This is a genomic window from Pseudomonas sp. E45-MNA-CIBAN-0222 (genome assembly GCF_040310405.1).
GTDB classification, from domain to species: domain Bacteria; phylum Pseudomonadota; class Gammaproteobacteria; order Pseudomonadales; family Pseudomonadaceae; genus Stutzerimonas; species Stutzerimonas stutzeri_AC.
Genome location: NZ_JBEOPU010000004.1, coordinates 283989 through 308610, shown reverse-complemented (window position 1 = coordinate 308610; position 24622 = coordinate 283989). Strand labels below are relative to the sequence as shown.

The following is a 24622-nucleotide window of genomic DNA, read 5'->3' as shown; positions in this document are numbered from 1 at the left end:
TCCCTATGCGGGGTTATCCAACATTGCGTCTAGATAGGCTGCCCATTTGCCTAGGTCCTCGCGCTTTTCTTTCAGATAGCTGTAACGGTCATAGTGCTTTGCTTGAACTCCGCTCCGGCCATGAGAAAGCAGCCATGCCCTTCGCTGCTCATCAACACCAAGCATCGCCAAATGAGTCTCGATGGTCGCTCGCATCGTGCGCCAAGTGAAGGTGCGAGTCAGGCCCTGTGCCGACAACACAGAGCCAAGCTCGGAAAAAATCTTCTGCACTGTATGCACGGATACTTTCCGCACACCGTCAAGCGAAAACGGACCCGCGCCAGTCCGAGGCGTCAGTAACGGCGCTAGTACCTCTTCGACCCTTCCAGATATGGGCAAAAGATGATCCCTAGGAGGCGTTCCTTTGCCTCCCTTGTAATCGACCAAGCGGAGAACCGTGCCGTGCTCAGGATCTTCTGACAAGTCAGCCCAAGTTGCGCGCAATAACATCTGCACACGTTGCCCTGCCAGATAAATCATCGCGTTAGCTATTGGCTGACGGCGCCCTGGCAGCGCAGCGACAGCACGAAGCACTTGTCTCAGTTCGTCGCCGTTCAACGACTCCGTGTTTGCACGCTCCGCACCCTCAATCGTAGGGAGATCGGCAACTGGGTTGTATCTGAGCCCGAATAGGACCGCATCGCCTGCTCTCAAGGGATTCAGATCGTGCTTCAAGCCAAACGAAAACGCAGCACGCAAATAAGCCCGAAGACGATTAGCGGCGGTTAGCTTGCCATTCGTTGCGCTCGCCTGTGTTTTTCGTCGCCCACGCCCTTTGGATGCGGGCTTCCGATTAATGCAATGGCGCAGGATCTGCGAAATATCTTCTGGCTGAATCTCTTTCGCCTTGGTGCCGGCTAGATCCGGGAATGCATTGATTACATCAAGCTCTAGGGCACCCATTACTCCTCGGGCGCTTGTCTTCCCACGTCGCTCCATATCCGCTACGTAAGCCAGCAAAAGCTGCTCAAAAGACCCTTGGCGAGCGGCTTGGCTTTCGATCCGTTGCTGCTCGGCCTTCAACCGCTGAACATGATTCTCGTAGGCATCAAGCGTGGGGAAATCACGAGCTGCGGCAGCAACTCGTTCTGCCTCCTGGCGCCAGTAGGCTAGGCGCTGAATTTGACCGTCAGCAGACAGCTTTCCAAACTGACCGAGTTTCTTGCGCTCCTGCCTGCCACCCCGGCGTACCGCCAGATAAACCTCAATTTCCCCGCTGGGGCGCCGCTCCAGAAGCATCGAACCGGACCCGCGCGCACCGAGCTGTTCGGAGACGGTACGTGTAGGAGTGGCCACCCCATCTTTTAAGATCACACCCGTAGTTGCCCATCTTTTTGTCTGAGCATCGGTTAGTTTGTGCCCCACGAAAGCGCGCTCCTGTTCTATTCAGGTCAACACTTTGCTCAACACTTCGATGCAAATCAATGAAATAATCGGAACGTACCTGAAAGGCAAAAGCGTCCTAACTTATTGATTTATATAGACTGTGAAACTTCATGAAAGCCCCTGAAATTTCAAAATCAAGGACTTGTAATCAGTAGGTCCCGGGTTCGACTCCTGGTGCCGGCACCACGATTTAAAGGCTCGCAGAAATGCGGGCCTTTTTCGTTTGTGTGTCCCATCTGAATAAGATCTTGGAGTGATACGGCGCTGGGCAAGGCGCTTGAGGCCGTGCCATCGCTAATCGCATTGGAGAGGTTCGATGGCCGCTGCCGATGCTCCAGCGGCTAACGGAAGGCTGCTTGCGCCGCTTCTACAAGTACGAAGACTCAGGCGGGCCGCGCATTCTCGGCGCAGAGTTCAGCCCGCCAGAGCCGCTAACGGGTCAGGCCGCGAAGCTGCACGCAGGCAGGCTCCCGTAGCACTAAAGCTCTGCAGCCTCGCCGTGACCACCTCGGTGAACTGCCGGCTAATCCAGAATGCGCAGCAGCGCTTGATCACACGGCATCGCTCACGCACAAATTGAAGCAGCGCCGCGACCACTGCCAGACCAGGCGAGACAGGCGGACGGCTATTTCATCGATCTCTGCTTCGGAGCAGATCAAAGCCGGCAGCAGGCGGATCGTCCTTTCCCGCGAAACGCTGATCAGCAGGGCTTCATCCTTCAATGCGCAGGTCAACAGCTCGGTACATGGACGATCGAGCTCGATGCCTACCATCAGCCCCAGTGCGCGAATCGCTACAACGCCTTCACACCCCGCGAGCCCCTGGCGAAGAGCGCCTTCCAGGCGCTGCCCCATGACTCTCGCACGTTGCGGTATGCGATCTCGCTCCATCACATCGACGACGGTGCAGCCAATTCGACAGGCCATCGGGTTGCCGCCAAAAGTAGAGCCGTGGTGGCCGGGCGAGAAGAGGTCCGCCGCGGTGCCTCTGGCTAGACACGCACCGATTGGATAGCCGTTACCAAGACCCTTGGCCAAGGTGATCACGTCCGGCAACACTCCCGCATGCTGATACCCGAACCATGCCCCGGTGCGACCGAAGCCGGTCTGTACCTCATCGACCATGAACAGCCAGTCGTTCGCCGTGCAAAGGTCGCGCAGCGCCTGCATGTACTCAATCGGCGCAATGCGTACGCCGCTCTCGCCTTGGACTGGCTCGACCAGCACCGCGACGATATTTGAGAACTGCGACGCGAGCGTCCTTACCGCGTCGATGTCGGCGTATGGCACCCGCATGAATCCCGGCATAAGTGGCTCGAAGCCACGCTGCACGCCGGGGTTACCGGTTGCGGCCAGCGTTGCGAGTGTGCGGCCGTGAAAGCTGTTCTCCATTACCACTACAAGCGGATGGGCCACGCCTCGCCGGCTTGCGTGCAAGCGCGCCAGTTTCAGCGCCGTCTCGTTTGCCTCCGCTCCCGAGTTGCAGAAAAACGCTCGACGCATTTCGGATATCGCGCAAAGCCTCGAACCGAGCGAGTCCTGCCACTCGATGCCGAACATATTCGAGGTGTGCATCAAACGGCCCGCCTGATCGGCAATGGCTGCGGTTATTTCAGGGTGAGAGTGGCCGAGATTGGTTACGGCAACTCCCGCAATCGCATCGAGATACTCGCGCCCGTGTGTGTCCCAAAGGCGGGCGCCCTGCCCGCGGGTGAAGTAAACCGGCTGCCTGGCATAGGCATGCATCAGGTGTGAATTCTGATCGTCCATGAACCCTTACTCCACCGGTGCTAGAAGCGCAGAACGCTGTGTGACTGGCCGGAAGCTGTGCTCGGTACCCAGCACTCGGATTCCACTGGGCCCGACCTCCAGGTAGCGGCGCTCGCCATCAGATACCTGCATCTCGATGCAATAGCCCTCGGCTGCAGGCAGACGTTGAGCGATGTCTTGCACCGCTTCCAACGCCCATGGCGTATCGGATTCGAAATGGCCAAGGTGCTTTTGGTCACGGCGAATGTTCAGACGATAGATAGGCATGACGGTCATTCCTTGGCGCAGAGAGAGGATCCGATCGCTGGTAAGCGCAGCTCGGTCGAGTTGCTTTGAAGTGTGAGGGCAAGAGAATCAATAACCTGACGGCAGGCCGCCTCAACGGCATTTGTCAGTTCCGCACCCTTTAACAGGGAGGCGGCCAGAGCTGCACTGAAGAAATCTCCGGTGCCCTTGGGCGATACGTTGACGCGCTCATGCTCGATTACCTGCGCGTATTCCTTCGTCACCACCACCACGTACATGCGCTCGCCTGGCCATTCATGTTGAGCTGCGCTGGTGACGACGACCCATTGAGTCCGCCCGGTGATCAGGCTGCGTGCGGCGTCGATAACCTGCTCGACAGTTTCAACACAGCGGCCGGACAGACGAGCCAGCTCGAATGCGTTTGGCGTGAGCCCGTGGGCGAACCGGAGCAAATGAGCCTGAAAGGCATTCACCATAGCCGGCTCTACATACATACCGCAGTCGTCATCACCCAAGACTGGGTCCAACTGAACGCGTATATTGGGAAATTTCTCCAATACCGTGCCCAACCAACGGGCCAGGACCGCCGCCTGCGTGGTGCTGCCCAGATAACCCACGAGGACAGTTCTCACCGAACGCAAGGCACCGCGCGCCTCCAGATCTTTCAGGTAACCGGCGAACCAGCTGGTCGGAAGCGCACCGCCATGGTGGGTTAGGTAGTGGGGGGTATTGCTGAGTACGACGGTGGGCACGGCGCCGACGCAGAGACCGCTTGCCTGCAGGACAGGCACCGCGATGCTGTTACCAACGCACCCATAGACCACCTGCGATTGAATCGAGATCACGTCCAGTGGAAGCGGCTCAGTACCCGAAACGCCGGCGAAATCGATGCTCACAGCCATCACACATACTCCAATTGCAGCCTGCTGGTGATCCACGGCTGAAGCGGTTCGCAGCTCTAGCTGCGTCGATCCGATTGCCCCTGAGGTAGCAACCGCTTTGGCAAAGTGTAAGATTGTCCTGTGCCCAAGTAAACATTGTCATAGGACAATATGAAAATTATAAGCAAGACCGCAAACGACATCTTCGAAACGATACGAAGCCAGGTACAGGCGCAACAGCTGAGTCCCGGCCAGACATTGCCGCCCGTTCGCCAACTGGCATCGGAGCTGGGGGTCAATCGCAATACCGTCGCCGCTGCATATAAGCGCCTGGTCGCGGCAGGCGTTGCCGAGACCCGAGGTCGCCTGGGCACGGTTATTTGCGAAACAGTCGGGCCCGGTGAGCAGGAAGGCGGTATCGGTCATTCTCGACTGACCGACTTGTCGAGCGGTAACCCGAATCCGATGTGGCTACCCGACCCGGCGCTCGCACTGGCACAGCGGCAACCGCGCCTGCGACTCTATGGCGACGCACCGGTTGATCCGGGCTTTCAGGACGTGGCCTATCAATGGTTGGCCGACGACTGCCCCTCGCCTCCAGAGATCGACCTGGCCCACGGGGCTGTGGACGCTGTCGAGCGTCTGCTGGCCGCCTACCTGGTGCCTGGCGACAAGGTTGTGGTCGAGAGCCCGTGCTTCATCAGTAGCATCAACACGCTGCGCATCGCTGGCTTGCAGGCAGTCGGCGTACCTGTCGACGAGCAAGGGATGCAGGCTGATGTGCTGGAGGCTGCCCTGGCGAAGGGTGCACAGGCCGTACTGATCACACCTCGCGCTCACAACCCAACCGGCGCGAGCGTGAGCGCCGAGCGGGCAACAGAAATACGCGCCGTGCTTGAACGACACCCGCAGGTGCTGGTGCTCGTGGATGATCACTTCGCATTGCTATCCAACGCGGAGTTTCACCAGGTCATCCCCCCCTCCTGCCGACGCTGGGCGCTGATCCGCTCCGTATCCAAAGCGCTGGGTCCGGATCTGCGGCTCGCGGCTATCGGCAGCGATCGGGAAACATCGCTGCGGCTTCGGTTACGGTTGGCTTCAGGTACTTGTTGGGTGAGCCATCTTCTGCAGGACATCGCGCATACCTGCCTGACTTCGTCCCTGGTCACAGAGCAGATCGAACGTGCTCGAACGGATTACACGCATCGCCGAAATCTTCTGATCAACGCGCTGAGCAGTCAGGGAATTCAGCCTCACCAGCCATGTGACGGGCTCAACGTCTGGGTCCCGATTAATGAGGACGTCGAGCCGATCATCCTGCATCTGGCCCAGCGGGGCTGGGTCGTGCGCAGCGGCACGGGCTTCACCGTTCAAGAGCCGGTGCGCGGCATCCGTGTAACCGTTTCGATGATGGACGCGGACCAGGCCGTCCGCTTCGCCGAAGATCTAAGTCTCTGTATCAATTGATTCGGCGCACCGAGCGGTTTCCTGCCCCGCTCAATTCACCGCGCGGCGACGCTGCTTCAAGGCGTGCGCGACATCGCGCGCCAATGCCGGCACGCTAATAGGGTTCAGGTTACCGATGCTGATCCTTACGGCCGCCGGGCTTTCCAGCCTGAACGGCGATCCGGCCTGGATGGCCCAGCCCAGCGATGCCAGCGTCTGGACAACGGAGGTTTCGTCCGAGACAGGCAACCACACGTGCAAGCCCTCCCCCTGAGCAGGCACAGCTATGCCCAAATCGTTGAGCCCCTGAATCAGCGCCGAACGCCGCCCCAAGTACTCGGCTCCCACCGCCGCTAGGCGACTGCTATCGAGCATCCTCTGCCACAGATGCCCTGCAAGCCTTTGCAGCAACAGGCTGACCCAGCGGGGGCCGAGCGTCTGCTGATGGTGCATGCTCTTGAGCACGCTGGGGCTGCCGGTTACCACCGAAACGCGCAGGTCAGGCCCCAGGAACTTGCTGACCGACACGACGTAGAGCCAACTGAGAGGTTCGCGAGTGAAACTCAAGGGGTTGGCAGCACTGAGCGGCCCCCAATGGTCATCGAGGATGAGCAGCGTATCGGGCGCGCCTGCAAGGTTGTCGAGCCATTCTTTCCATCGGCGCTCGCTTATGCAAAACCCGGTGGGGTTGTGAGCACGCGGGGTAAGAATGACTGCAGCGGCCGAGCGGAGGACTTCGGCAGATGGAGCCAACGCGCCTTCCGCATCTACCGGGACAGGAACGGCCTTGAGTCGCAAGCTTGCCAGTAACGCAAGCGCCGGCGGCCAGCAGGGATCTTCCACAATCACTTTGTTGCCTGGTCGGCACCGAAGGCGGAGCGCGCGCTCTACCGCATCGAGCGCTCCCGAGTAAATGCCCAGCTGCTGACACGGAACGCCCTGCTCAGCCAACCACTGGCCTGCAACATCCAGCAGCTGCGGATCATTGCTTTGCACGTCATAACCGGACTGGCTCTCGGTGAGCCAGCCCGCCTCGATGGCGGGCAGCGTAGCCCCATCGATATTTCCCGAGGCCATGTCTCGCAAACCCTCAGGAATAGTGGTTTGCGTTTCGGCCGTGGGCATCTCGCTTGCTACACGCGTTCCGCGCCGTCCGTCGGTAACTATCAGGGCGGCATCACGCAGCAGCTTATAGGCCGCCGCCACAGTGTTTGGGCTGACTTGAAGCTGCTGCGCGAGAGCTCTGACGGCAGGCAGCATGGCGCCATCCGGGTAAAAACCCGAACGAATTTGCTGTTCGATCGACTCAGCGATCTCGACAGCGGTCGATCCGCTAGCTATTGTATTCATACATTCATTATATTGTATTGGTACATAAATGCAAACCGCCCTTGTCGTTCGCTTTCTCGCTTTCGAAGATCTCGGCTCGCTGCAGCAGATTCTTGATGGCCGCGGATACCAGATTGAAACACTGGACGCGAACCTCGACTCGTTTGCCGGCCTCGATCCGTCAGCCCACGATCTGGTCATCGTTCTCGGCGGCCCGATCGGGGCTTTCGACGAAGCGAAGTACCCATTCCTGAAGCCCGTCCTCTCATTCGTCGAACAACGCCTCCAGTGCGGTAAGAAAATACTGGGAGTTTGCCTTGGCGCTCAGCTGATAGCACGGGCACTGGGCAGCAACGTTGGTCCAATGGAAAAGAAAGAGATCGGCTTTGCGCCGATATCGCTCACGGACGAGGGCCTGCAGTCCTGCCTTGAGCCCTTGAGTAGCGGCGTGCCGGTACTGCACTGGCATGGCGATCAGTTCGAAATTCCAGCGGGAGCGACGCGTCTGGCAGCAACCGACACCTGCCCGAACCAGGCGTTTTCGGTAGGCAACTCGGTTCTCGCCCTGCAATTCCACCTTGAGGCCAATCCGCAGCGTATCGAGCACTGGCTGGTCGGCCATGCAGGTGAGCTCGACAGCATCAAGCTCGATCCGCGCGTCATCAGAGATCAAGCCCAGGCATGCGCGGACGAACTGCTCGCGGCCGCGCAGACGGTGTTTGCGTCCTGGCTGGATAGGAACTGACGGAGCCGCATAGATGCTACTCGGGAAGATTCAAACCATCATGACCGGAACAGCTGTGCCATTCACGCGGCCCGAGACCTTCAGTGGAATCGATAAAAGACCGCGCATAGGGTCGGTCAGGGTCGGGTTTGAGGGGCTCGAAGGTGACGAGCAAGGTGATAGGCGTGTGCATGGCGGGCCGGACAAGGCCATCCACCACTACCCGTACGAGCATTATCACCACTGGAGGCAAACGTTCGGCGATCGGCCGCTACTAAGCGCTCCCGGCGCCTTTGGCGAAAACCTATCGACCGTAGGGCTAACCGAAGAAAACATCTGCATGGGCGACATCCTCTCGTGCGGAACCACAGTGCTGGAGGTTTCCCAGACTCGTCAGCCCTGCTGGAAGCTCGATGATCGGCTTGGCACCAAGGGCGCAGCGCTCGAAATGCAGCGTAGCGGCAAAGTTGGCTGGTACTACCGAGTGCTTGAGCCGGGCGTCATCGAAGCCGGCGCGACGCTGAACCTGCTCGAACGCCCACACCCCGAGTGGCAGCTGCGTAGCGTGCTGCAACTCCTCTACATCAACACGATGGACCTGGACGCACTGGTGCGTTTGCAGTCGCTTCGATTGCCACCCTCCTGGCAGAAGATTGTGGCGAATCGCATCAAGACCAGCACTGTTGAATCCTGGGCCAAGCGACTGGGCGGGCCGGAACTCAATGCCGGCGAATCGCATGATGATGCGTTATCGCCCAGAGCGCGCCGGTTCCACCGTTTCACCGGCGAGGACGAGAAGTGAAAAACATTAATGACACGTTCAATTATGAAGTGGTTCGCCAGTTTACGTTGGCAGCGCTTGTCTGGGGCGTTCTGGGCATGGGGATGGGCGCACTCATTGCGGCGCAGCTCGTTTGGCCAGAACTGAACTTTGATTTGCCATGGACAAGTTTCGGCCGGGTCCGCCCAATCCATACAAACCTTGTCATCTTTGCTTTTGGCGGCAGCGTATTGTTCGCCACCTCCTTATTCGTAGTGCAGCGAACATGTAAGACTCCACTTGTATCGCCTTACGCCGCGAGCTTTGTATTCTGGGGATGGCAGTTAGCAATCGTAGCAATGATTGCCAGCTACGCTCTGGGTTATACAACCTCGAAAGAATACGCAGAGATGGAGTGGCCAATCGCCGTTTGGGTCACCGCTGTTTGGGCAGTCTACTGTTACGTCTTCTTCGGAACGATTGCGAAGCGGACCACGCAGCACATCTATGTGGCAAATTGGTTCTTCGGGGCATTCATCATTGTGACCGCAATGGTGCACGTCATTAACCATGTGGCGGTGCCGGTCAGCTTACTTAAGTCGTACTCCATGTACTCGGGAGCGACCGATGCAATGATCCAATGGTGGTATGGGCACAGCGTGGTTGGCTTCATTCTGTCGATCGGCTTTCTTGGCATGATGTACTACTTCGTACCCAAACAAGCTGACCGACCAGTCTACTCATACCGTCTTTCGATAGTGCATTTCTGGGCAATTATCAGCTTATACATCTGGGCTGGGCCTCACCATCTGCATTACACCGCCCTGCCAGACTGGGCTCAAAGCTTGGGCATGGCCATGTCAATTATTCTGCTTGCGCCAAGCTGGGGCGGAATGATCAATGGCATGATGACGCTGTCAGGCGCGTGGCATAAGTTGCGCACTGATCCAATCCTTCGATTCCTGGTGGTCTCTCTCGCGTTCTACGGCATGTCGACTTTTGAAGGCCCGATGATGGCGATAAAGACCGTCAATGCACTCTCCCACTATACCGACTGGACCATCGGCCACGTCCATGCGGGTGCCCTGGGGTGGGTAGCCATGATATCCATCGGCACGCTGTACAACATGATCCCCGAGCTATGGGGAAAGAAACAAATGTACAGCGTCACGCTAATCAACGTGCACTTCTGGCTCGCAACAGCAGGAACCGTTCTTTACATCGCCTCAATGTGGGTTAACGGCATCACACAGGGTTTGATGTGGCGAGCAGTAAATGATGACGGCACCCTGACCTATTCATTCGTTGAAACGCTGGAAGCGAGTCATCCGGGTTATTTAGTTCGCCTTGTGGGCGGGTCCCTTTTCGTGATTGGGATGATATTGATGGCCTACAACGCGTGGCGCACGTTGGCTACCCCCGTGCAGCAGCTGAGCCCTGCTCGATACCCCTCCACAGCAGAGGCAAGTTAATGGGTTTATTAATGCTGCTAACCGGGACTTTAGTCAGCTCCGGGCTCCTTGCCTATTCGATACTGAGGCTGACAGATCAAGATGCTCTGGATGCTTCTCTACTTCCGTTTGTCGACGAGCCCTCCTATAAGCCACAGATACTATTTGAAGCATAGTCGACGCTAACTTAGAAACCACGCAAATGGCGAAGCCTTTAATGCGCCAGTGGCCTCGGCCGCCTCAAAAAAATCATTTAAACGAACACCGACAAACGGCATCAACCCGTAATAGAGCCGAAACAAATAAAGACAACTATTCGACTACATGATCATCAAACGGGAGAAACATCATGCACGCAGCGCAACCAGCAAAACAGCACAACTCCGTGGCAGATATGCTCAACAAACTCTCTGAACTTTGGGAAACAAGGGCAGCCGTAAATAAACCACAGGCCAAATACAACGAACTCGCCTTTGACCCCAGTCGAAATGACTACAGCGAGTCTCTTCTGCCTTTCCGTAACCACGAAGCATGGACAAGCGCGCCAGAGGAAATCAAGTCACGATGCTTGTCGTACGCATGGATCATCTACAACTTAATAACGATCTATATCGAATGCGACATTGTCACTCCAGCATGCGAGGACATAATCAAGACGCCACCTAGCAACACAAACAACCGCGCAGTTCTGCAAAACGTCATGGCAGAGGCGCTTCTCGATGAAGCACTGCACACGAAAATGTCCTTAGGCGCCTGCAACTACATTTACGATCGCCGAAATCTAGAATATTTCAGCTTCACCGATTTCAACTTGATCAAATGGCGCAACGAGGTAATTGGGGATTGCACCGCAGAATGGGAGCGACGCCTTACCCGATTCGGCATTGCATGTGCCAGCGAAACACTGATTACGGATTATCTCAAGACAATGGCCGAAGATGATTCGATCCAGAAAATTTGCCATCAGGTAACAAAGACACACGCAATGGACGAGTGGAGCCACTCTAGCGTGTTCAGCTTCGTGGCAGCCGATATTGTAAATGGTCTGAGCCTGTCGGAGAAAAATCACCTGCAGAACATCATCCGAAAAACCGTATCCATGTTCGCCAACAACGAACTGAACGCATGGGAGCATGCTTTCGTACTTGCTGGCCTCCCCCATTACAAAGAAATTATTCATGATAGCTCGGAGCTCGGCGAGATAAACGTCTACACCGATTCCGTGGAAAATCTTATTGAACGCATAGGCCTTTAGACCTGTCGCTTCATCAGGCGCTATAGACACATAAAAATAATGCAGAATTAACAGCCAATAGAGGCCCCCATGGAAGATCTCATCTTTCTTCGATGCGAACAGGCTTGCGAAGTAGCAAGGAACGTGAAGACATTTAAGCTACGTATTCTAAATATCGATCATAGCGCCAGCTTCAAGGCAGGACAGTACATAACAATCGTGTTCCCCGACGGCAACGGCGTACAACAGCGACGCAACTACACAATTACCGAAAAGCCCGAAGCTAATTTGATAGTCATTGCCGTTCAACGAACGGGGCGCGATGGGGTTTCGGACAGGCTCCACGCCGACCTAACAGAAGGCGCTTTGGTTGGCTCGACGGGAGCCGCGGGTGAAATCACACCTGAAGCCTTGATCGGTGTTCGTGAGCTGGTATTGCTGGCCGGCGGCATCGGAATCACGCTTCCTTACGGGCTTATCCAAGCTCTCTCGGCGCTTCACGAAGTGGGGCTTCCTGTGCCCAAGACCACTCTCTTTCTAAGCGCGCCAGACGTAACTGATATCCCCTTTCTGAGCGAACTGCTCAGGCTGGACATGAGCACCGATTGGTTCAGCGTTCGCTTCTTCATTACTCGCAACCCGCTCCGGCACAGCACGGTTCAATTCCAAAGTGGCCGTATACAGGCCTCATTGCTCGCAGAGTATGGGCAACCGGATATGGTGGTCATTTGTGGGAGCCACAGTTTCGCGCTGTCGCTTCAAGAGCAGTGCAACCAAATCTACCAGCGCGCGCGTTATCTCATTGAGTCGTTCTCTGCTCCAGAAACGAACGGACTCACGAAGGCTAGTCCCGACCCTATCACGCTACATATCGAGGGGATCGACCAGGAGTTCGTTATGAATTCGGGCCAGTCATTGCTCGATGGGCTCGAAGCGCACGCCATTCCGATAAAGAGCCAATGCCGAACTGGAGTCTGTGGTAGCTGCAAGATTCGTGTCACCAGTGGCGACATACATCGCAGCGCAGACTTTGCGTTAAGAGCAACCGAGCGGTTGGCCGGTTATGCGTTGGCATGCTGTTCTTTTCCTCAAGGCAAAGCCGTTTCAATTTCGCTCTGATGATCTATTTCGGGGCTAGCGTTTAGTAGCCGCTAGCCATCGATTTGGCAACACGAGTTCCCGCTCAGATATTCGTTTTTCTCGAGATCCAAATGTCCAATAACAACCAGTCCGCCACCCCACCATCCAAAATGGCGTTCAGCCGAATTGATCGTCTACCTGCATATGTTTTCAACGTAACCGCAGAGCTGAAGCTCGAAGCGAGGCGCAGAGGGGAGGACATCGTCGATCTCAGCATGGGCAATCCAGACGGCGCGACGCCGCCACATATCGTGGCAAAGCTCTGCGAGGTCGCACAGCGGGACGACACCCACGGGTATTCAAGCTCCAAAGGCATTCCCCGGCTGCGCCGAACGATCACCCAGTGGTACCAGAGCAGGTATGACGTCGAGATCGACCCGGAAACCGAGGCGATCGTGACGATTGGCTCGAAGGAAGGGCTGGCGCACTTGATGCTCGCAACGCTGGATGCCGGGGACACGGTGCTCGTGCCCAACCCGAGCTATCCCATTCATATCTACGGCGCGGTGATTGCGGGCGCTCAAGTTCGCTCTGTCCCACTGGTGTCAGGGGTGGATTTTTTCATCGAGCTGGAACGGGCCATTCGTGAGTCCATTCCGACACCCAAGATGATGATCTTTGGCTTTCCATCGAACCCAACCGCGCAGTGCGTCGAGCTCGATTTCTTCGAACGGGTGATCGCGCTCGCCAAGCAATACGGCATATTGGTCGTGCATGATCTTGCTTACGCAGACATCGTGTTCGATGGCTGGAAAGCCCCTTCGATCATGCAGGTGCCTGGCGCCAAGGATGTTGCGGTCGAATTCTTCACGCTGTCGAAAAGCTACAACATGGCCGGATGGCGCGTTGGTTTCATGGTGGGCAATGCCGAACTCGTCAACGCGCTTGCGCGAATCAAGAGCTACCACGACTACGGCATGTTCACCCCGCTTCAGGTTGCCGCAATAGCCGCACTGGAGGGTGACCAGGGCTGCGTGAAAGAGATCGCTGAAACCTACCAAGTCCGCCGAGATGTACTGGTTTCAGGATTGCGAGCCATCGGCTGGATGGTCGAGCAACCCAAGGCAACCATGTACGTCTGGGCAAAAATTCCCGAGCAATACCAGCATCTGGGCTCGCTGGAGTTCGCCAAGAAATTGATGACAGAAGCCAAAGTCGCGGTTTCTCCCGGGATCGGTTTTGGCGAGTATGGCGATGATCACGTCCGCTTCGCGCTGATCGAAAACCAGAGCCGCATCCGCCAGGCGCTGCGCGGAATTCGCTCGATGCTAAGGGCTGATGGCGTTGTGTAATTGGGCCTCAACGTATCATCAGGCGTTTAACGCGGAGGTTGGCAGTCGGGCGGCGCCGTTGGTGTTGCGACCGCCCTCTGGAATATGCTGATGCAGCACCTCACGACGAAACCTTCATCGTGTGCACGCCAAAAAATAACTGGCTGCCGAGCGGCCTCCGGCCTGCTACAGCTTGGTGATCGACACTTCGGTGGATTTGACGAAGGCGATCACCTCGCTGCCGACTTGCAGCTCAAGCTCGCGGACCGAGCGGGTGGTGATCACCGAGGTGACGATGCCGGCGGCGGTCTGCACGTCGATTTCCGAGAGCACATCGCCCTGGACGATCTCCTTGATGGTGCCCTTGAACTGGTTGCGCACGTTGATGGCTTTGATGGTCATGTCGTTGCTCCGTCTGTATGAGATTGTGATTCGGTCATAGCGCCCAGCGCAGCTGGGTAGGCAGGGGGGATAGCGCCTGTGCCTGGGGCGGCGACGCCGGTAAGGCCAGGACACGGTCGAGCACCTGCGCCTCCAGCGCCGCCAGATGCGCATCGCCGCGGTGACGCGGGCGTGGCAGGTCGATGGGCAGGTCCAGGCCGATGCGGCCGTCTTCGATCAGGATCACCCGGTCGGCCACCGCCACCGCTTCGCTGACATCGTGAGTGACCAGCAGCACGGTGAAGCCATGCCGCTGCCACAACCGTTCGATCAGCTGCTGCATCTCGATGCGGGTCAGCGCATCCAGCGCACCGAGTGGCTCGTCGAGCAACAGCAGGTGTGGACGATGGATCAGCGCCCGGGCCAGCGCGACGCGCTGCTTCTGCCCGCCGGACAGCGCCGCCGGCCAGTCATGGGCCCGCTCGCCCAGGCCCACCGCGGCAAGCGCTTCCTCGGCCTGTTGGCGCCAGTTGCCGGACAGGCCCAGGCCGACGTTGTCGATCACGCGCTTCCAGGGCAGCAGGCGGGCGTCCTGGAACATCAGGCGGATGTCGTCACGCACGGCCTCCAGTGGCCCGTGGCCGGCATTCAAGCGGCCGCGACTCGGCTGATCGAGGCCAGCCAGCAGACGCAGCAGCGTGCTCTTGCCGCAGCCGCTGCGGCCGACCACGGCGACGAACTGGCCGGCCGGGATATGCAGATCGATGCCCTTGAGTACCTGACGCTCGCCGAAGGATCTCTCGAGCCTCTCGATTGCCAGCGGAACGCCGCCCGGAGGGATGCCCTGACGGATGTTGTGCAGCGCGGTCATTGCGCACCCGCCTTGGCCTGATAGGCCGGATGCCAGCGCAGCCAGACGCGCTCGAGGCCGCGGGCTGCGAGGTCGGCCAGCTTGCCGAGCAGCGCGTAGAGCAGGATCGCCAGTACCACCACATCGGTCTGCAGAAACTCGCGGGCGTTCATCGCCAGATAGCCGATGCCGGCACTGGCCGAGATCGTCTCGGCGACGATCAGGGTCAGCCACATGAAACCCAGGGCGAAGCGCACACCAACCAAAATCGACGGCAGCGCGCCAGGCAGGATCACCTGGCGGAACAGGGCAAATCCGGAGACTCCATAGCTGCGCGCCATTTCCACCAGCGCCGGGTCGACGTTGCGGATGCCGTGGTAGGTGTTCAGATAGATGGGGAACAGGGTGCCGAGCGCAACGAGAAAGACCTTTGCGCTCTCGTCGATGCCGAACCAGAGGATCACCAGCGGGATCAGCGCCAGGTGCGGCACGTTGCGGATCATCTGCACCGAGCTGTCGAGCAGACGCTCGCCCCAGGTCGACAACCCGGTGATAAAACCGAGCAGCAGGCCAATGCCGCCGCCGATGGCGAAGCCGACGCCGGCGCGCCAGCCGCTGATGGCCAGATGGGTCCAGAGCTCGCCACTGCCGAGCAGGTCCCAGCCGGCCGCAAGCACGGCGCTGGGCGCCGGCAGGATACGGGTGGACAGCAGCCCGAGGACCACCGCGCCCTGCCAGGCCGCCAGCAGCGCGACCGGCAAGGCCCACGGCGCCAGACGCTGACCAAGAGAATTGAAGGTCATGGTTTTGCTCCGTATGTTCGATTTCGCTGACGTATGGTTTGCGGTCGGTCGCTTTCACCAACGGCTCAATGTGCACAGGCCGACCGCAGGGGCGGGGACTTACCCCGTAGGACGGGGTTCAGCCCACCCCGCCCACTCAACTCGCTGCTGCCGCCTTCGGCAGGATGTCGCTGGAGATCATTTCGCCGAACGGGCTGACATAGCCACGACTCGCCGGGCGCTCGGGCTGGGCGATGTCCAGGTGCGGGAACAGCAGTTCGGCGACCCGATAGCTCTCTTCCAGATGCGGGTAGCCGGAAAAGATGAAGGTGTCGATGCCGAGATCGGCGTACTCCCTGACCCGTGCCGCCACGGTCGGGCCGTCGCCCACCAGCGCGGTGCCGGCGCCGCCGCGGACCAGGCCGACACCGGCCCAGAGGTTCGGCGCCACCACCAGGCGGTCGCGCCGCCCGCCATGCAGCGCGGCCATGCGCTGCTGGCCGACCGAATCGAAGCGCGCCAGGGAGGCCTGGGCGCGGGCGATGGTGTCGTCGTCCAGGTGGCTGATCAGCCGGTCGGCGGCGGCCCAGGCTTCTGCATCCGTTTCCCGCACGATCACATGCAGGCGGATGCCGAAGCGCACCGTGCGACCATGCCGGGCCGCCTTCTCGCGGACCTGGGCGATCTTCTCGGCCACGGCTTCCAGCGGCTCGCCCCAGGTCAGGTACAGGTCCACCTGCTCCCCGGCCAGCTCGTGCGCGGCGTCGGATGAACCGCCGAAATACAACGGCGGGCGTGGCTGCTGGATCGGCGGGTAGAGCAGCTTGGCGCCCTTGACCTGCAGGTGCTTGCCGTCATAGTCGACGGTGTCGCCCTCCAGCACACGCCGCCAGATGCGGGTGAATTCCACCGAAGCCTCGTAGCGCTCGGCATGGCTCAGGTGCAGGCCGTCACCGGCCAGCTCATCCGGGTCACCGCCGGTAACCAGGTTGAACAGCGCGCGACCGCCCGAGAGCCGATCCAGCGTTGCCGCCTGGCGCGCCGCCACGGTGGGCGAAATGATCCCCGGGCGCAGTGCGACGAGGAATTTCAGGCGCTGGGTGAGCGGGATCAGCGAGGCAGCCACCAGCCAGGAATCCTCGCAGGAGCGGCCGGTGGGAATCAGCACGCCACCAAAACCGAGGCGGTCGGCGGCCTGGGCGATCTGGCCGAGGTAGCCGTGGTCGACGGCGCGGGCGCCTTCGCTGGTACCGAGGTACTTGCCGTCGCCATGGGTGGGCAGGAACCAGAAGATGTTGAGACTCATGGGTAGAACTCCGTTTTGTTCGTCGGGCGTACCGTGGGCAATGAGGGTTATTCCGGGTACTGGGCGATGCTCTTCGGCGCCGCCCAGACCGCGTCCTGAATGACCAGCTTTCGGGGGATCAGCTTGAGTTCGGCGAAGGTGTCGGCGATGCGCTGCTGGGCACGGACCACCTCTGGCGTGATCAGCCGGGCGCCGTACCCCTGGCGGATCACCGCCTTGCGGGTGATTTCGCGGGACAGGCCGAGCAGCGGCGCCACCTGCTCGGTGGCCTGGTCCGGATTGGCCTCGACCCAGCGGCCGATATCGCGGATTTCGCCGATCAGGGTGCTGATGACCGCGGGATTGCGCTCGGCGAACGGGCGCGCCGCGAGGTAGAACTGATGGTTGCTGACCAGCCCCTGGCCGTCGCGCAGGGTGCGCGCCTGCAGCTGCGCCTCGGCGGCGGCCTGGAACGGATCCCAGATCACCCAGGCATCGACGCTGCCGCGCTCGAAGGCGGCGCGGGCATCGGCTGGCGGCAGGTACACCGGCTGGATGTCGCGGTACTGCAGCCCCGCCGATTCCAGCGCGCGGACCAGCAGGTAGTGCACATTGGAGCCCTTGTTCAGCGCGATCTTCTTGCCCTTGAGCTCGGCCACCGAGCGGATCGGCGAGTCCTTCGGCACCAGGATCGCCTCGCCACTGGGCGCTGGCGGCTCATGGGCGACGTAGAGCAGATCAGCACCGGCGGCCTGGGCGAACACCGGAGGGGTTTCACCGGTCACGCCGAAGTCGATGGAGCCTACGTTGAGCCCTTCCAGCAGCTGCGGGCCACCAGGGAACTCCGTCCACTGAACGTCGAAGCCCTGCCCGGCGAGCCGCTGTTCCAGCGTGCCACGGGCCTTGAGCAGCACCAGCGTGCCGTATTTCTGGTAGCCGATCCGTAGGGTTTCGGCCTGGGCATGGAAAGCGCCGATGAACAGGGTCGCGGCAAGCAGGGCGACCAGTCCTCGACGCAGGTTGCGAGTGCTCATGGGCACGCTCCTCTGCGATCGGATTGGGAAGCAACCTGCTCACCCGTTGGCGGGGGAGTAAGGCGAGGTGTAGCGTCAGGGGGCCGGAGCCCGGGTTTTCAGATACTCCAGCGGGCGTTGGCCAGCCGGTCGTTCAACAGGTGCGGATCGAGTGGCCGCGGACATCGCGCCAGCGCCACGAGCAGCTGCGACGCGGCGGCTTCGAGGCGCTCACGCAGCTCGTCATCCAGTCGCGCCGGCTGGTTGCCCTCGGCATAGGCGATCTGCCGGTCCACGGCATACACGCCCTGCAGGATCTCCTGCGCCTTGAGCGCCGCCAGCACGGGCTTGAGCGCGTAGTCCAGCGCCAGCATGTGCGCTGCGCTGCCACCGCTGGCCAGCGGCAGCACCGCCTTGTTCGCCAGCGCCCGCTCTGGCAGCAGGTCCAGCAGCGTCTTGAGCGCACCGGCGAACGACGCCTTGTACACCGGCGTAGCCACCAGCAGACCATCGGCCTGCTCGACGTGCTCGGCGAAACGCTGCACCACCGGGCTGTCGAAGCGGGCGTGGATCAGGTCGGCCGGCTCGAAATCGCGTACGGCGTAGCGCACCACCTCCACGCCGTGGCGCTGCAGCCAGTCACCCGCCGCATCCAGCAGCACGCCGGAGCGCGAGCGCTGGCTGGGGCTGCCGGCCAGGGAAACGACCATCATCGGTGATCGTCCTCGCTCAGCGGTTAGGTTGCGGCGTCAGGCGCAGGTACGGCTTGACCGCGCGATAGCCCTTGGGAAAGCGCTGCTTGATCTCCTCTTCGTCTTTGAGCGAGGGCACGATCACCACCTCGTCGCCGTCCTGCCAGTTGGCCGGGGTGGCGACCTTGTGGTTGTCAGTGAGCTGCAACGAATCGATCACCCGCAGTATCTCGTGGAAGTTGCGCCCGGTGCTCGCCGGGTAGGTGATGGTCAGACGCACCTTCTTGTTCGGATCGATAACGAACAATGAGCGCACCGTCAGGGTGTCGTTGGCATTGGGATGAATCAGGTCGTACAGCTCGGAGACCTTGCGGTCGGCATCAGCCAGGATCGGGAAGTTGACGCGGGTGTTCTGCGTCTCGTTGATATCGTCGATCCACTTGATGTGCGAATCCACCGGGTCCACGGACAGGGCGATTGCCTTGACGTTGCGCTTGGCGAACTCGTCCTTCAGCTTGGCGGTGAAGCCCAGTTCGGTGGTGCACACCGGGGTGAAGTCGGCCGGGTGCGAGAACAGCACACCCCAGCTGTTACCCAGCCACTCGTGGAAGCGGATGCGGCCTTCGCTGGAATCCTGTTCGAAATCGGGGGCGATGTCGCCGAGGCGGATGCTCATCTTCGTTCTCCTATCTTGCGTGGGTTGCTGCGTTAGTTGATAGCGATTCAGGCGCGCCGTTGCGCCTGTCGCTCGATCCGGCTCTGCAAGCGGTACAGGCTGGCGAAGCCCTGCTCCCAGCGCCGATGCCCGGAGGCCACGTTGATATGCCCGGCGCCGGCCAGGATCGTGGTCTCGCTGCCCCAGGCGTGGCCCATCTCGACGGCACGCGCGGCACTGGCGGCAGTGTCGTTGTCCGAGCCGATCAGCAGGCTGGCGAATGGCAAAGGCTGGCGGGGGATCGGGGCGAAGTTGCGCAAGGGTTGCGGGCAGCCGCTGCGTTCGACATCCGCGGGTGCCACCAGCAGGGCGCCGCGCACCCGTTGCAGCAGCGGCGCAGGCGCCTGCGCCGCCCAGTGCGCAACCGTGATGCAGCCCAGGCTGTGCGCCACCAGAATGATCGGTTCGTCATGAGCGGCAATGCTGCGCTGCAGCTCGGCGACCCAGTCTTCGCGACGCGGAAGGAGCCAGTCCTGCTGCTCCACTCGGGCGCTGCCCGGCAGGGTGCGTTGCCAATGGCTCTGCCAATGCTCATCGGGCGAGCCGTGCCAGCCCGGCACGATCAGATAACGGATGCTGCGCATATCGGCGCCTCCTGTGATTCATGGCGGCCAGTCTAGACAGCAGATCGATTCGCTTAAAAAGAATAAAGAATTCTTTATTTATTCTTTTTAAGAATATGAGGCCGACTGATAAAGAATCTTTTTGTTATTCCATAAAGATCTATAAATGTTCTTAAACAATATTTTTAAGAATATTTCGCCCGCACCTATGATCCGCTCCACGCCTTGCTGGCTACGGCCGTTCCGGTCGTCACGAAAGGCTTTCACGGAGAACAGCAATGACCGCGACCATTCGCAACCTCGAGGGGCAGGACGAAGCCAGCATCCTGCGCGAGATCAACAGTGCCCTGAGCGGCCTCAAGTTCGGCTCGGTTGAAATCACCGTGCACAACGGCCAGGTCGTGCAGATCGAGCGCAAGGAGAAGTTCCGCCTGCAGCCGACCGGCAAGAACGCCTGATCTCCCGACTACCCCATCCATCAGCCCGACTGGACCACCGGAGGGCGTGACCATGAAACGAGCCGAGACCATGAACACGCACCGGTACTGCAGCTGTCGTCCGCGAATGCGGAGCTAATCGAGTCACTGAAGACCGCCTGACACAGCTAGACCAGGTGCAACCCGCCAGGCTGCTTCTGCCTCGCCCTGCCTGTCTTCCAGCGTGATTTCAGCGACCGCCCCTGATGCGCCAACACATACAAATTAGTTTTTTCAGGAGCTGCACCATGTCCATTCGTCGCTTCGCCCTCGCCGCCCTGGCGAGCGCGCTGTTCGCCGGCCCCGCACTGGCCGCCGATACCCTGCTCAACGTGTCCTACGATCCGACGCGCGAGCTCTATGTGGAATTCAACAACGCCTTCAACAAGCACTGGCAGGCCCAGGGCCATGAGCCGATCAAGGTCCAGCAGTCCCATGGCGGCTCCGGTAAGCAGGCCCGTGCCGTCATCGATGGTCTGCGCGCCGATGTGGTGACCCTGGCACTGGCGGGCGATATCGATGAGTTGCATCGCCTCGGCAAGCTGATCCCCGAGGATTGGCAGACCCGCCTGCCGGAAGCCAGCACCCCCTACACCTCGACCATCGTGTTCCTGGTGCGCAAGGGCAACCCGAAAGGCATCAAGGACTGGGACGACCTGGTCAAGCCGGGCGTCGAGGTGATTACGCCAAACCCGAAAACCTCCGGCGGCGCACGCTGGAACTTCCTTGCCGCCTGGGCCTACGCGCAGCAGAAGTTCGGCACTGAGGAACAAGCACAGGAATTCGTCGGGACGCTGTACAAGAACGTGCCCGTACTGGACACCGGCGCCCGCGGCTCTACCGTCACCTTCGTCAACAACGGCATCGGTGACGTGCTGCTGGCCTGGGAGAACGAAGCCTTCCTGGCCCTGAAGGAACAGGGCGGCGAAAACTTCGAGATCATCGCGCCGTCGCTGTCGATCCTCGCCGAGCCGCCGGTGGCCGTGGTGGACAAGAACGTCGAGCGCAAGGGCACGCGGGCGGTAGCCGAGGCCTACCTGAACTACCTGTACAGCGAGGAAGGCCAGCGCATTGCGGCGAAGAACTTCTACCGGCCGCGCAACGAGGCCGTGGCCGCCGAGTTCAAGGACCAGTTCCCGGCGCTGAAGCTGGTCATCATCGACGGGGATTTCGGCGGCTGGAAGACCGCGCAGCCGAAGTTCTTCAATGATGGCGGCCTCTTCGACCAGATCTATCTGACCGAATGAAGCTACTGCGCTTGCTCATACTTCGTTGAAGACCGGCTCGGGCCTGCTCATTTACAGCCCGTAAACTCCGCGGCCCTCGCCGGCCTTCGCCTTGTCTGAGCTGCGCTCGTGACGCTTCAGCCGAAACCTCCTCAATCGGATCGCGATGACCACGGCGGATTCTTGTCCGCCCTGTCGAAGGAATAGTCATGTCCCGCCGAACCTCCCCCGTCATACCCGGCTTCGGGCTGACGCTGGGCTACACCCTGGTGTACCTCAGCCTGTTGGTGCTGATTCCCCTGGGTGCGCTGTTTCTCAAGACCACCGAACTCTCCTGGGCGCAGTTCATCGCCATCGTCAGCGCGCCGCGCGTGCTGGCGGCGCTGAAGCTGAGCTTTGGCACCGCCTTCGCTGCCGCCGTGCTCAATGGCGTGATCGGCACGCTGCTGGCCTGGGTGCTGGTGCGCTATCGCTTCCCCGGCCGCAAGATCATCGAGGCGATGATCGACCTGCCTTTCGCCCTTCCGACCGCGGTGGCAGGCATTGCCCTCACTGCGCTGTACGCGCCGAACGGACCGATCGGCCAGTTCGCCACGCAGATGGGCTTCAAGATCGCCTACAGCCCGCTGGGCATCACCCTGGCACTGACCTTCGTGACCCTGCCCTTCGTGGTGCGCACCCTCCAGCCGGTGCTCGCCGATATCCCTCGGGAAGTCGAAGAAGCCGCGGCCTGCCTTGGCGCGCGTCCACTGCAGGTTGTTCGCCATGTGCTCCTGCCAGCGCTGCTGCCCGCCTGGCTGACCGGCTTCGCCCTGGCCTTTGCCCGCGGCGTCGGCGAGTACGGCTCGGTGATCTTCATTGCCGGCAACATGCCGATGAAGACCGAGATCCTGCCGCTGCTGATCATGGTCAAGCTGGATCAGTACGACTACGCCGGCGCCACGGCCATCGGCGTGCTGATGCTGGTGGTGTCGTTTGTTCTGCTGCTGTTCATCAACCTGCTGCAGCGCCGCATCGCGCATTCCTGAAGAGGCCACCGACATGACTTCCGCCTCCCTATCGGTGACCGCAAACGCCACCGCCAATGCCACGCGCCGCGGCAACGCCCTCGGCCGCCGGCTGCTGATCGTCGCCGCCTGGCTTGTCTTCGCGCTGTTTCTGTTGCTGCCCCTGCTGATCGTCGTCAGCGAAGCACTGAAGCAGGGCTTCGGCACATTTTTCACCGCCATCTTCGAGCCCGACGCCCTGGCGGCGCTCAAGCTCACCCTGCTTGCCGTGGGCATCTCGGTGCCGCTCAATATGGTGTTCGGCGTCGCCGCCGCCTGGTGCGTGAGCAAGTACGAGTTCCGCGGCAAGAGCCTGCTGGTGACCCTGATCGACCTGCCATTTTCGGTATCGCCGGTGATTGCCGGCCTGATCTACGTGCTCTTGTTCGGTGCCCAGGGCTATCTCGGCGAGTGGCTGAGTGATCGTGATATCCAGATCGTCTTCGCCGTGCCGGGCATCGTCCTGGCGACGCTGTTCGTCACTGTGCCCTTTGTCGCCCGCGAGCTGATCCCGCTGATGCAGGAACAGGGCAGCACCGAAGAGGAAGCCGCGCGGCTGCTCGGCGCCAGCGGCTGGCAGATGTTCTGGCACATCACCCTGCCGAACATCAAATGGGGCCTGATCTACGGCGTGGTGCTCTGCACCGCGCGGGCGATGGGTGAGTTCGGCGCGGTGTCGGTGGTCTCCGGGCATATCCGCGGGCTGACCAACACCCTGCCGCTGCACGTCGAGATTCTCTACAACGAATACAACCACGTCGCCGCGTTCAGCGTGGCCAGCCTGCTGCTGGGCCTGGCGGTGGTGATCCTGCTGCTCAAGCAGTGGAGCGAATCGCGTATCGCCCGCCTGCACGCCAACGCCGAGGAATGACCATGTCGATCGAAATCAGCAACATCAACAAGCGCTTCGGCCAGTTCCAGGCGTTGAAGGCAATCAACCTGCACATTCAGAGCGGCGAATTGGTCGCCCTGCTCGGCCCGTCCGGCTGCGGGAAGACCAGCCTGCTGCGCATCATCGCCGGGCTGGAAACGCCGGACAGCGGCAACATCGTATTCCATGGCGAGGACGTTTCCAGCCGCGATGTGCGCGACCGCAACGTCGGTTTCGTCTTCCAGCATTACGCCCTGTTCCGCCATATGACCGTGTTTGACAACGTGGCCTTCGGCCTGCGCATGAAGCCCAAGAAGCAACGCCCGAGCGAAGCGGTCATCGCCGAAAAAGTCCGCGAACTGCTCGGCCTCGTGCAGCTCGACTGGCTGGCCGACCGCTACCCGGAACAGCTCTCCGGTGGCCAGCGCCAGCGCATTGCCCTGGCCCGCGCGCTGGCAGTGGAGCCCAAGGTGTTGCTGCTCGATGAGCCGTTCGGCGCGCTGGATGCCAAGGTGCGCAAGGAACTGCGCCGCTGGCTGGCCCGCCTGCACGAGGACGTGCATCTGACCAGTGTGTTCGTCACCCATGACCAGGAAGAAGCGATGGAAGTCGCCGACCGCATCGTGGTGATGAACAAGGGGGTGATCGAGCAGATCGGCACGCCGGCGGAGGTGTACGCCAACCCCGCCAGCGAGTTCGTCTACCACTTTCTCGGCGACGCCAATCGGCTGCAGCTGGACGATGAACGTAGTGTGCTGTTCCGCCCGCATGAGGTTTCCCTGAGTCGTGAAGCCGCCGCCGAGCACATGGCCGGCGAGGTGCGCGACATCCGCCCGCTTGGTGCGCTGACCCGGGTCACGCTCAAGGTTGCCGGACAGGCCGAGCCGATCGAGGCCGAGGTCGGCAACGACCACGCCAGTCTCATAGGTGTGCAACGCGGCGCGACGCTGTATTTCCAACCCAAGGGCCAATCGATCAAACCGTTGCAGGAGCTGCACCCAGGCTAAATTGCTGAAACACATCGGGCGACGAAAGCGACTTGGCCT

General features: G+C 60.5%; 25 protein-coding genes. 12 read left to right on the top strand and 13 right to left on the bottom strand.

All coding sequences use genetic code 11. The annotated features are described in order from the left end of the window. Positions 1-3 precede the first annotated feature (3 nt). From AAEZ08_RS08565 to pdxK, 4 genes are all read right to left on the bottom strand, one after another. Complete coding sequence (locus tag AAEZ08_RS08565) at positions 4-1404, bottom strand: tyrosine-type recombinase/integrase (RefSeq protein WP_153899611.1); 1401 nt, start codon at positions 1402-1404, stop codon at positions 4-6. A gap of 572 nt (positions 1405-1976) precedes the next feature. Further along, positions 1977-3194, bottom strand: coding sequence for an aspartate aminotransferase family protein (locus AAEZ08_RS08560; RefSeq protein ID WP_500124095.1), 1218 nt, complete (start codon positions 3192-3194; stop codon positions 1977-1979). Positions 3195-3200: 6 nt separating this feature from the next. After that, positions 3201-3461, bottom strand: a complete 261-nt coding sequence (locus AAEZ08_RS08555; RefSeq protein WP_058063472.1) for a hypothetical protein — start codon at positions 3459-3461, stop codon at positions 3201-3203. A 5-nt stretch (positions 3462-3466) separates the two neighbouring features. Continuing rightward, positions 3467-4342, bottom strand: a complete 876-nt coding sequence (gene pdxK / locus AAEZ08_RS08550) for a pyridoxine/pyridoxal/pyridoxamine kinase (RefSeq protein ID WP_181067707.1) — start codon at positions 4340-4342, stop codon at positions 3467-3469. Between the two features lie 150 nt (positions 4343-4492). On the opposite strand from pdxK, the gene ptsJ reads away from it, so the two are divergent. Next, on the top strand, positions 4493-5788 hold the full coding sequence (gene ptsJ / locus AAEZ08_RS08545; protein WP_500124094.1) for a MocR-like B6 salvage transcription factor PtsJ: 1296 nt from the start codon (positions 4493-4495) through the stop codon (positions 5786-5788). A 30-nt stretch (positions 5789-5818) separates the two neighbouring features. Here the strand turns inward: ptsJ and AAEZ08_RS08540 are convergent, their stop codons facing one another. After that, positions 5819-7117: an aminotransferase class I/II-fold pyridoxal phosphate-dependent enzyme gene (locus AAEZ08_RS08540; protein ID WP_500124093.1), complete on the bottom strand. Its 1299-nt coding sequence runs from the start codon at positions 7115-7117 to the stop codon at positions 5819-5821. A gap of 28 nt (positions 7118-7145) precedes the next feature. Between AAEZ08_RS08540 and AAEZ08_RS08535 the strand changes: the two genes are divergently transcribed. From AAEZ08_RS08535 to alaC, 6 genes are all read left to right on the top strand, one after another. Beyond that, the gene (locus AAEZ08_RS08535; RefSeq protein WP_500124092.1) at positions 7146-7841 is read left to right on the top strand and encodes a glutamine amidotransferase; all 696 of its coding nucleotides are present in this window, start codon (positions 7146-7148) and stop codon (positions 7839-7841) included. Between the two features lie 13 nt (positions 7842-7854). Beyond that, the gene (locus AAEZ08_RS08530; protein ID WP_241491457.1) at positions 7855-8622 is read left to right on the top strand and encodes an MOSC domain-containing protein; all 768 of its coding nucleotides are present in this window, start codon (positions 7855-7857) and stop codon (positions 8620-8622) included. Continuing rightward, positions 8619-10052 (top strand): cytochrome-c oxidase, cbb3-type subunit I, encoded by a 1434-nt coding sequence (gene ccoN, locus AAEZ08_RS08525; protein ID WP_102820298.1) that lies wholly within the window; start codon positions 8619-8621, stop codon positions 10050-10052. The genes AAEZ08_RS08530 and ccoN overlap by 4 nt, the downstream gene beginning before the upstream one ends. A gap of 328 nt (positions 10053-10380) precedes the next feature. Next, entirely contained in the window at positions 10381-11286 is a 906-nt protein-coding gene (locus AAEZ08_RS08520; protein ID WP_500124090.1) for a diiron oxygenase, read from the top strand. Positions 11287-11355: 69 nt separating this feature from the next. Then, positions 11356-12384 carry a 2Fe-2S iron-sulfur cluster-binding protein gene (locus AAEZ08_RS08515; protein WP_427703117.1) on the top strand — a complete coding sequence of 343 codons (1029 nt, stop codon included), beginning with the start codon at positions 11356-11358 and terminating at the stop codon, positions 12382-12384. A 131-nt stretch (positions 12385-12515) separates the two neighbouring features. Then, complete coding sequence (alaC, locus tag AAEZ08_RS08510) at positions 12516-13697, top strand: alanine transaminase (protein WP_102820437.1); 1182 nt, start codon at positions 12516-12518, stop codon at positions 13695-13697. A gap of 165 nt (positions 13698-13862) precedes the next feature. On the opposite strand, the gene AAEZ08_RS08505 is transcribed toward alaC, so the two are convergent. From AAEZ08_RS08505 to AAEZ08_RS08470, 8 genes are all read right to left on the bottom strand, one after another. Then, positions 13863-14078, bottom strand: coding sequence for a TOBE domain-containing protein (locus AAEZ08_RS08505; RefSeq protein ID WP_500124089.1), 216 nt, complete (start codon positions 14076-14078; stop codon positions 13863-13865). Between the two features lie 34 nt (positions 14079-14112). Further along, a complete protein-coding gene (gene ssuB / locus AAEZ08_RS08500; protein WP_500124088.1) occupies positions 14113-14928 on the bottom strand; it encodes an aliphatic sulfonates ABC transporter ATP-binding protein in 816 nt (271 codons plus the stop codon). Continuing rightward, entirely contained in the window at positions 14925-15710 is a 786-nt protein-coding gene (ssuC, locus tag AAEZ08_RS08495; RefSeq protein WP_181067428.1) for an aliphatic sulfonate ABC transporter permease SsuC, read from the bottom strand. Before ssuC ends, ssuB begins: the two co-directional genes overlap by 4 nt. 136 nt (positions 15711-15846) lie before the next feature. Beyond that, positions 15847-16995 (bottom strand): FMNH2-dependent alkanesulfonate monooxygenase, encoded by a 1149-nt coding sequence (gene ssuD / locus AAEZ08_RS08490; protein WP_500124087.1) that lies wholly within the window; start codon positions 16993-16995, stop codon positions 15847-15849. Between the two features lie 47 nt (positions 16996-17042). Then, complete coding sequence (locus tag AAEZ08_RS08485; protein WP_500124086.1) at positions 17043-18008, bottom strand: sulfonate ABC transporter substrate-binding protein; 966 nt, start codon at positions 18006-18008, stop codon at positions 17043-17045. A 98-nt stretch (positions 18009-18106) separates the two neighbouring features. After that, positions 18107-18700, bottom strand: a complete 594-nt coding sequence (gene ssuE / locus AAEZ08_RS08480) for an NADPH-dependent FMN reductase (protein WP_102820305.1) — start codon at positions 18698-18700, stop codon at positions 18107-18109. A gap of 16 nt (positions 18701-18716) precedes the next feature. Then, positions 18717-19355: a peroxiredoxin gene (locus tag AAEZ08_RS08475; protein ID WP_102820306.1), complete on the bottom strand. Its 639-nt coding sequence runs from the start codon at positions 19353-19355 to the stop codon at positions 18717-18719. A 47-nt stretch (positions 19356-19402) separates the two neighbouring features. Further along, positions 19403-19978, bottom strand: a complete 576-nt coding sequence (locus AAEZ08_RS08470) for an RBBP9/YdeN family alpha/beta hydrolase (protein WP_394389437.1) — start codon at positions 19976-19978, stop codon at positions 19403-19405. 257 nt (positions 19979-20235) lie between these two features. Here AAEZ08_RS08470 and oscA point away from each other — a divergent pair, with 257 nt between their 5' ends. From oscA to AAEZ08_RS08445, 5 genes are all read left to right on the top strand, one after another. Further along, positions 20236-20415: a sulfur starvation response protein OscA gene (gene oscA, locus AAEZ08_RS08465; RefSeq protein ID WP_003284024.1), complete on the top strand. Its 180-nt coding sequence runs from the start codon at positions 20236-20238 to the stop codon at positions 20413-20415. Between the two features lie 266 nt (positions 20416-20681). Then, positions 20682-21680 (top strand): sulfate ABC transporter substrate-binding protein, encoded by a 999-nt coding sequence (locus tag AAEZ08_RS08460; protein WP_500124085.1) that lies wholly within the window; start codon positions 20682-20684, stop codon positions 21678-21680. Positions 21681-21868: 188 nt separating this feature from the next. Further along, a complete protein-coding gene (gene cysT, locus AAEZ08_RS08455) occupies positions 21869-22687 on the top strand; it encodes a sulfate ABC transporter permease subunit CysT (RefSeq protein WP_394389431.1) in 819 nt (272 codons plus the stop codon). 13 nt (positions 22688-22700) lie between these two features. Beyond that, positions 22701-23576 carry a sulfate ABC transporter permease subunit CysW gene (cysW, locus tag AAEZ08_RS08450; RefSeq protein ID WP_003284027.1) on the top strand — a complete coding sequence of 292 codons (876 nt, stop codon included), beginning with the start codon at positions 22701-22703 and terminating at the stop codon, positions 23574-23576. 2 nt (positions 23577-23578) lie between these two features. Continuing rightward, the gene (locus AAEZ08_RS08445; RefSeq protein WP_003284028.1) at positions 23579-24583 is read left to right on the top strand and encodes a sulfate/molybdate ABC transporter ATP-binding protein; all 1005 of its coding nucleotides are present in this window, start codon (positions 23579-23581) and stop codon (positions 24581-24583) included. The last annotated feature ends 39 nt before the right edge of the window (positions 24584-24622 follow it).

Excerpts from the sequence above, each read along its gene's own strand:
- AAEZ08_RS08530 (WP_241491457.1), top strand. The coding sequence starts at position 7,855 with ATGCTACTCGGGAAGATTCAAACCATCATGACCGGAACAGCTGTGCCA.
- AAEZ08_RS08515 (WP_427703117.1), top strand. The coding sequence starts at position 11,356 with ATGGAAGATCTCATCTTTCTTCGATGCGAACAGGCTTGCGAAGTAGCA.
- AAEZ08_RS08475 (WP_102820306.1), bottom strand. The coding sequence starts at position 19,355 with ATGAGCATCCGCCTCGGCGACATCGCCCCCGATTTCGAACAGGATTCC.
- cysW (WP_003284027.1), top strand. The coding sequence starts at position 22,701 with ATGACTTCCGCCTCCCTATCGGTGACCGCAAACGCCACCGCCAATGCC.
- ssuD (WP_500124087.1), bottom strand. The coding sequence starts at position 16,995 with ATGAGTCTCAACATCTTCTGGTTCCTGCCCACCCATGGCGACGGCAAG.
- AAEZ08_RS08535 (WP_500124092.1), top strand. The coding sequence starts at position 7,146 with ATGCAAACCGCCCTTGTCGTTCGCTTTCTCGCTTTCGAAGATCTCGGC.
- AAEZ08_RS08520 (WP_500124090.1), top strand. The coding sequence starts at position 10,381 with ATGCACGCAGCGCAACCAGCAAAACAGCACAACTCCGTGGCAGATATG.
- ssuE (WP_102820305.1), bottom strand. The coding sequence starts at position 18,700 with ATGATGGTCGTTTCCCTGGCCGGCAGCCCCAGCCAGCGCTCGCGCTCC.
- AAEZ08_RS08555 (WP_058063472.1), bottom strand. The coding sequence starts at position 3,461 with ATGCCTATCTATCGTCTGAACATTCGCCGTGACCAAAAGCACCTTGGC.
- pdxK (WP_181067707.1), bottom strand. The coding sequence starts at position 4,342 with ATGGCTGTGAGCATCGATTTCGCCGGCGTTTCGGGTACTGAGCCGCTT.
- ptsJ (WP_500124094.1), top strand. The coding sequence starts at position 4,493 with ATGAAAATTATAAGCAAGACCGCAAACGACATCTTCGAAACGATACGA.
- ssuC (WP_181067428.1), bottom strand. The coding sequence starts at position 15,710 with ATGACCTTCAATTCTCTTGGTCAGCGTCTGGCGCCGTGGGCCTTGCCG.
- ssuB (WP_500124088.1), bottom strand. The coding sequence starts at position 14,928 with ATGACCGCGCTGCACAACATCCGTCAGGGCATCCCTCCGGGCGGCGTT.
- AAEZ08_RS08485 (WP_500124086.1), bottom strand. The coding sequence starts at position 18,008 with ATGAGCACTCGCAACCTGCGTCGAGGACTGGTCGCCCTGCTTGCCGCG.
- cysT (WP_394389431.1), top strand. The coding sequence starts at position 21,869 with ATGTCCCGCCGAACCTCCCCCGTCATACCCGGCTTCGGGCTGACGCTG.
- oscA (WP_003284024.1), top strand. The coding sequence starts at position 20,236 with ATGACCGCGACCATTCGCAACCTCGAGGGGCAGGACGAAGCCAGCATC.
- AAEZ08_RS08540 (WP_500124093.1), bottom strand. The coding sequence starts at position 7,117 with ATGAATACAATAGCTAGCGGATCGACCGCTGTCGAGATCGCTGAGTCG.
- alaC (WP_102820437.1), top strand. The coding sequence starts at position 12,516 with ATGGCGTTCAGCCGAATTGATCGTCTACCTGCATATGTTTTCAACGTA.
- AAEZ08_RS08470 (WP_394389437.1), bottom strand. The coding sequence starts at position 19,978 with ATGCGCAGCATCCGTTATCTGATCGTGCCGGGCTGGCACGGCTCGCCC.
- AAEZ08_RS08505 (WP_500124089.1), bottom strand. The coding sequence starts at position 14,078 with ATGACCATCAAAGCCATCAACGTGCGCAACCAGTTCAAGGGCACCATC.
- AAEZ08_RS08560 (WP_500124095.1), bottom strand. The coding sequence starts at position 3,194 with ATGGACGATCAGAATTCACACCTGATGCATGCCTATGCCAGGCAGCCG.
- AAEZ08_RS08445 (WP_003284028.1), top strand. The coding sequence starts at position 23,579 with ATGTCGATCGAAATCAGCAACATCAACAAGCGCTTCGGCCAGTTCCAG.
- AAEZ08_RS08460 (WP_500124085.1), top strand. The coding sequence starts at position 20,682 with ATGTCCATTCGTCGCTTCGCCCTCGCCGCCCTGGCGAGCGCGCTGTTC.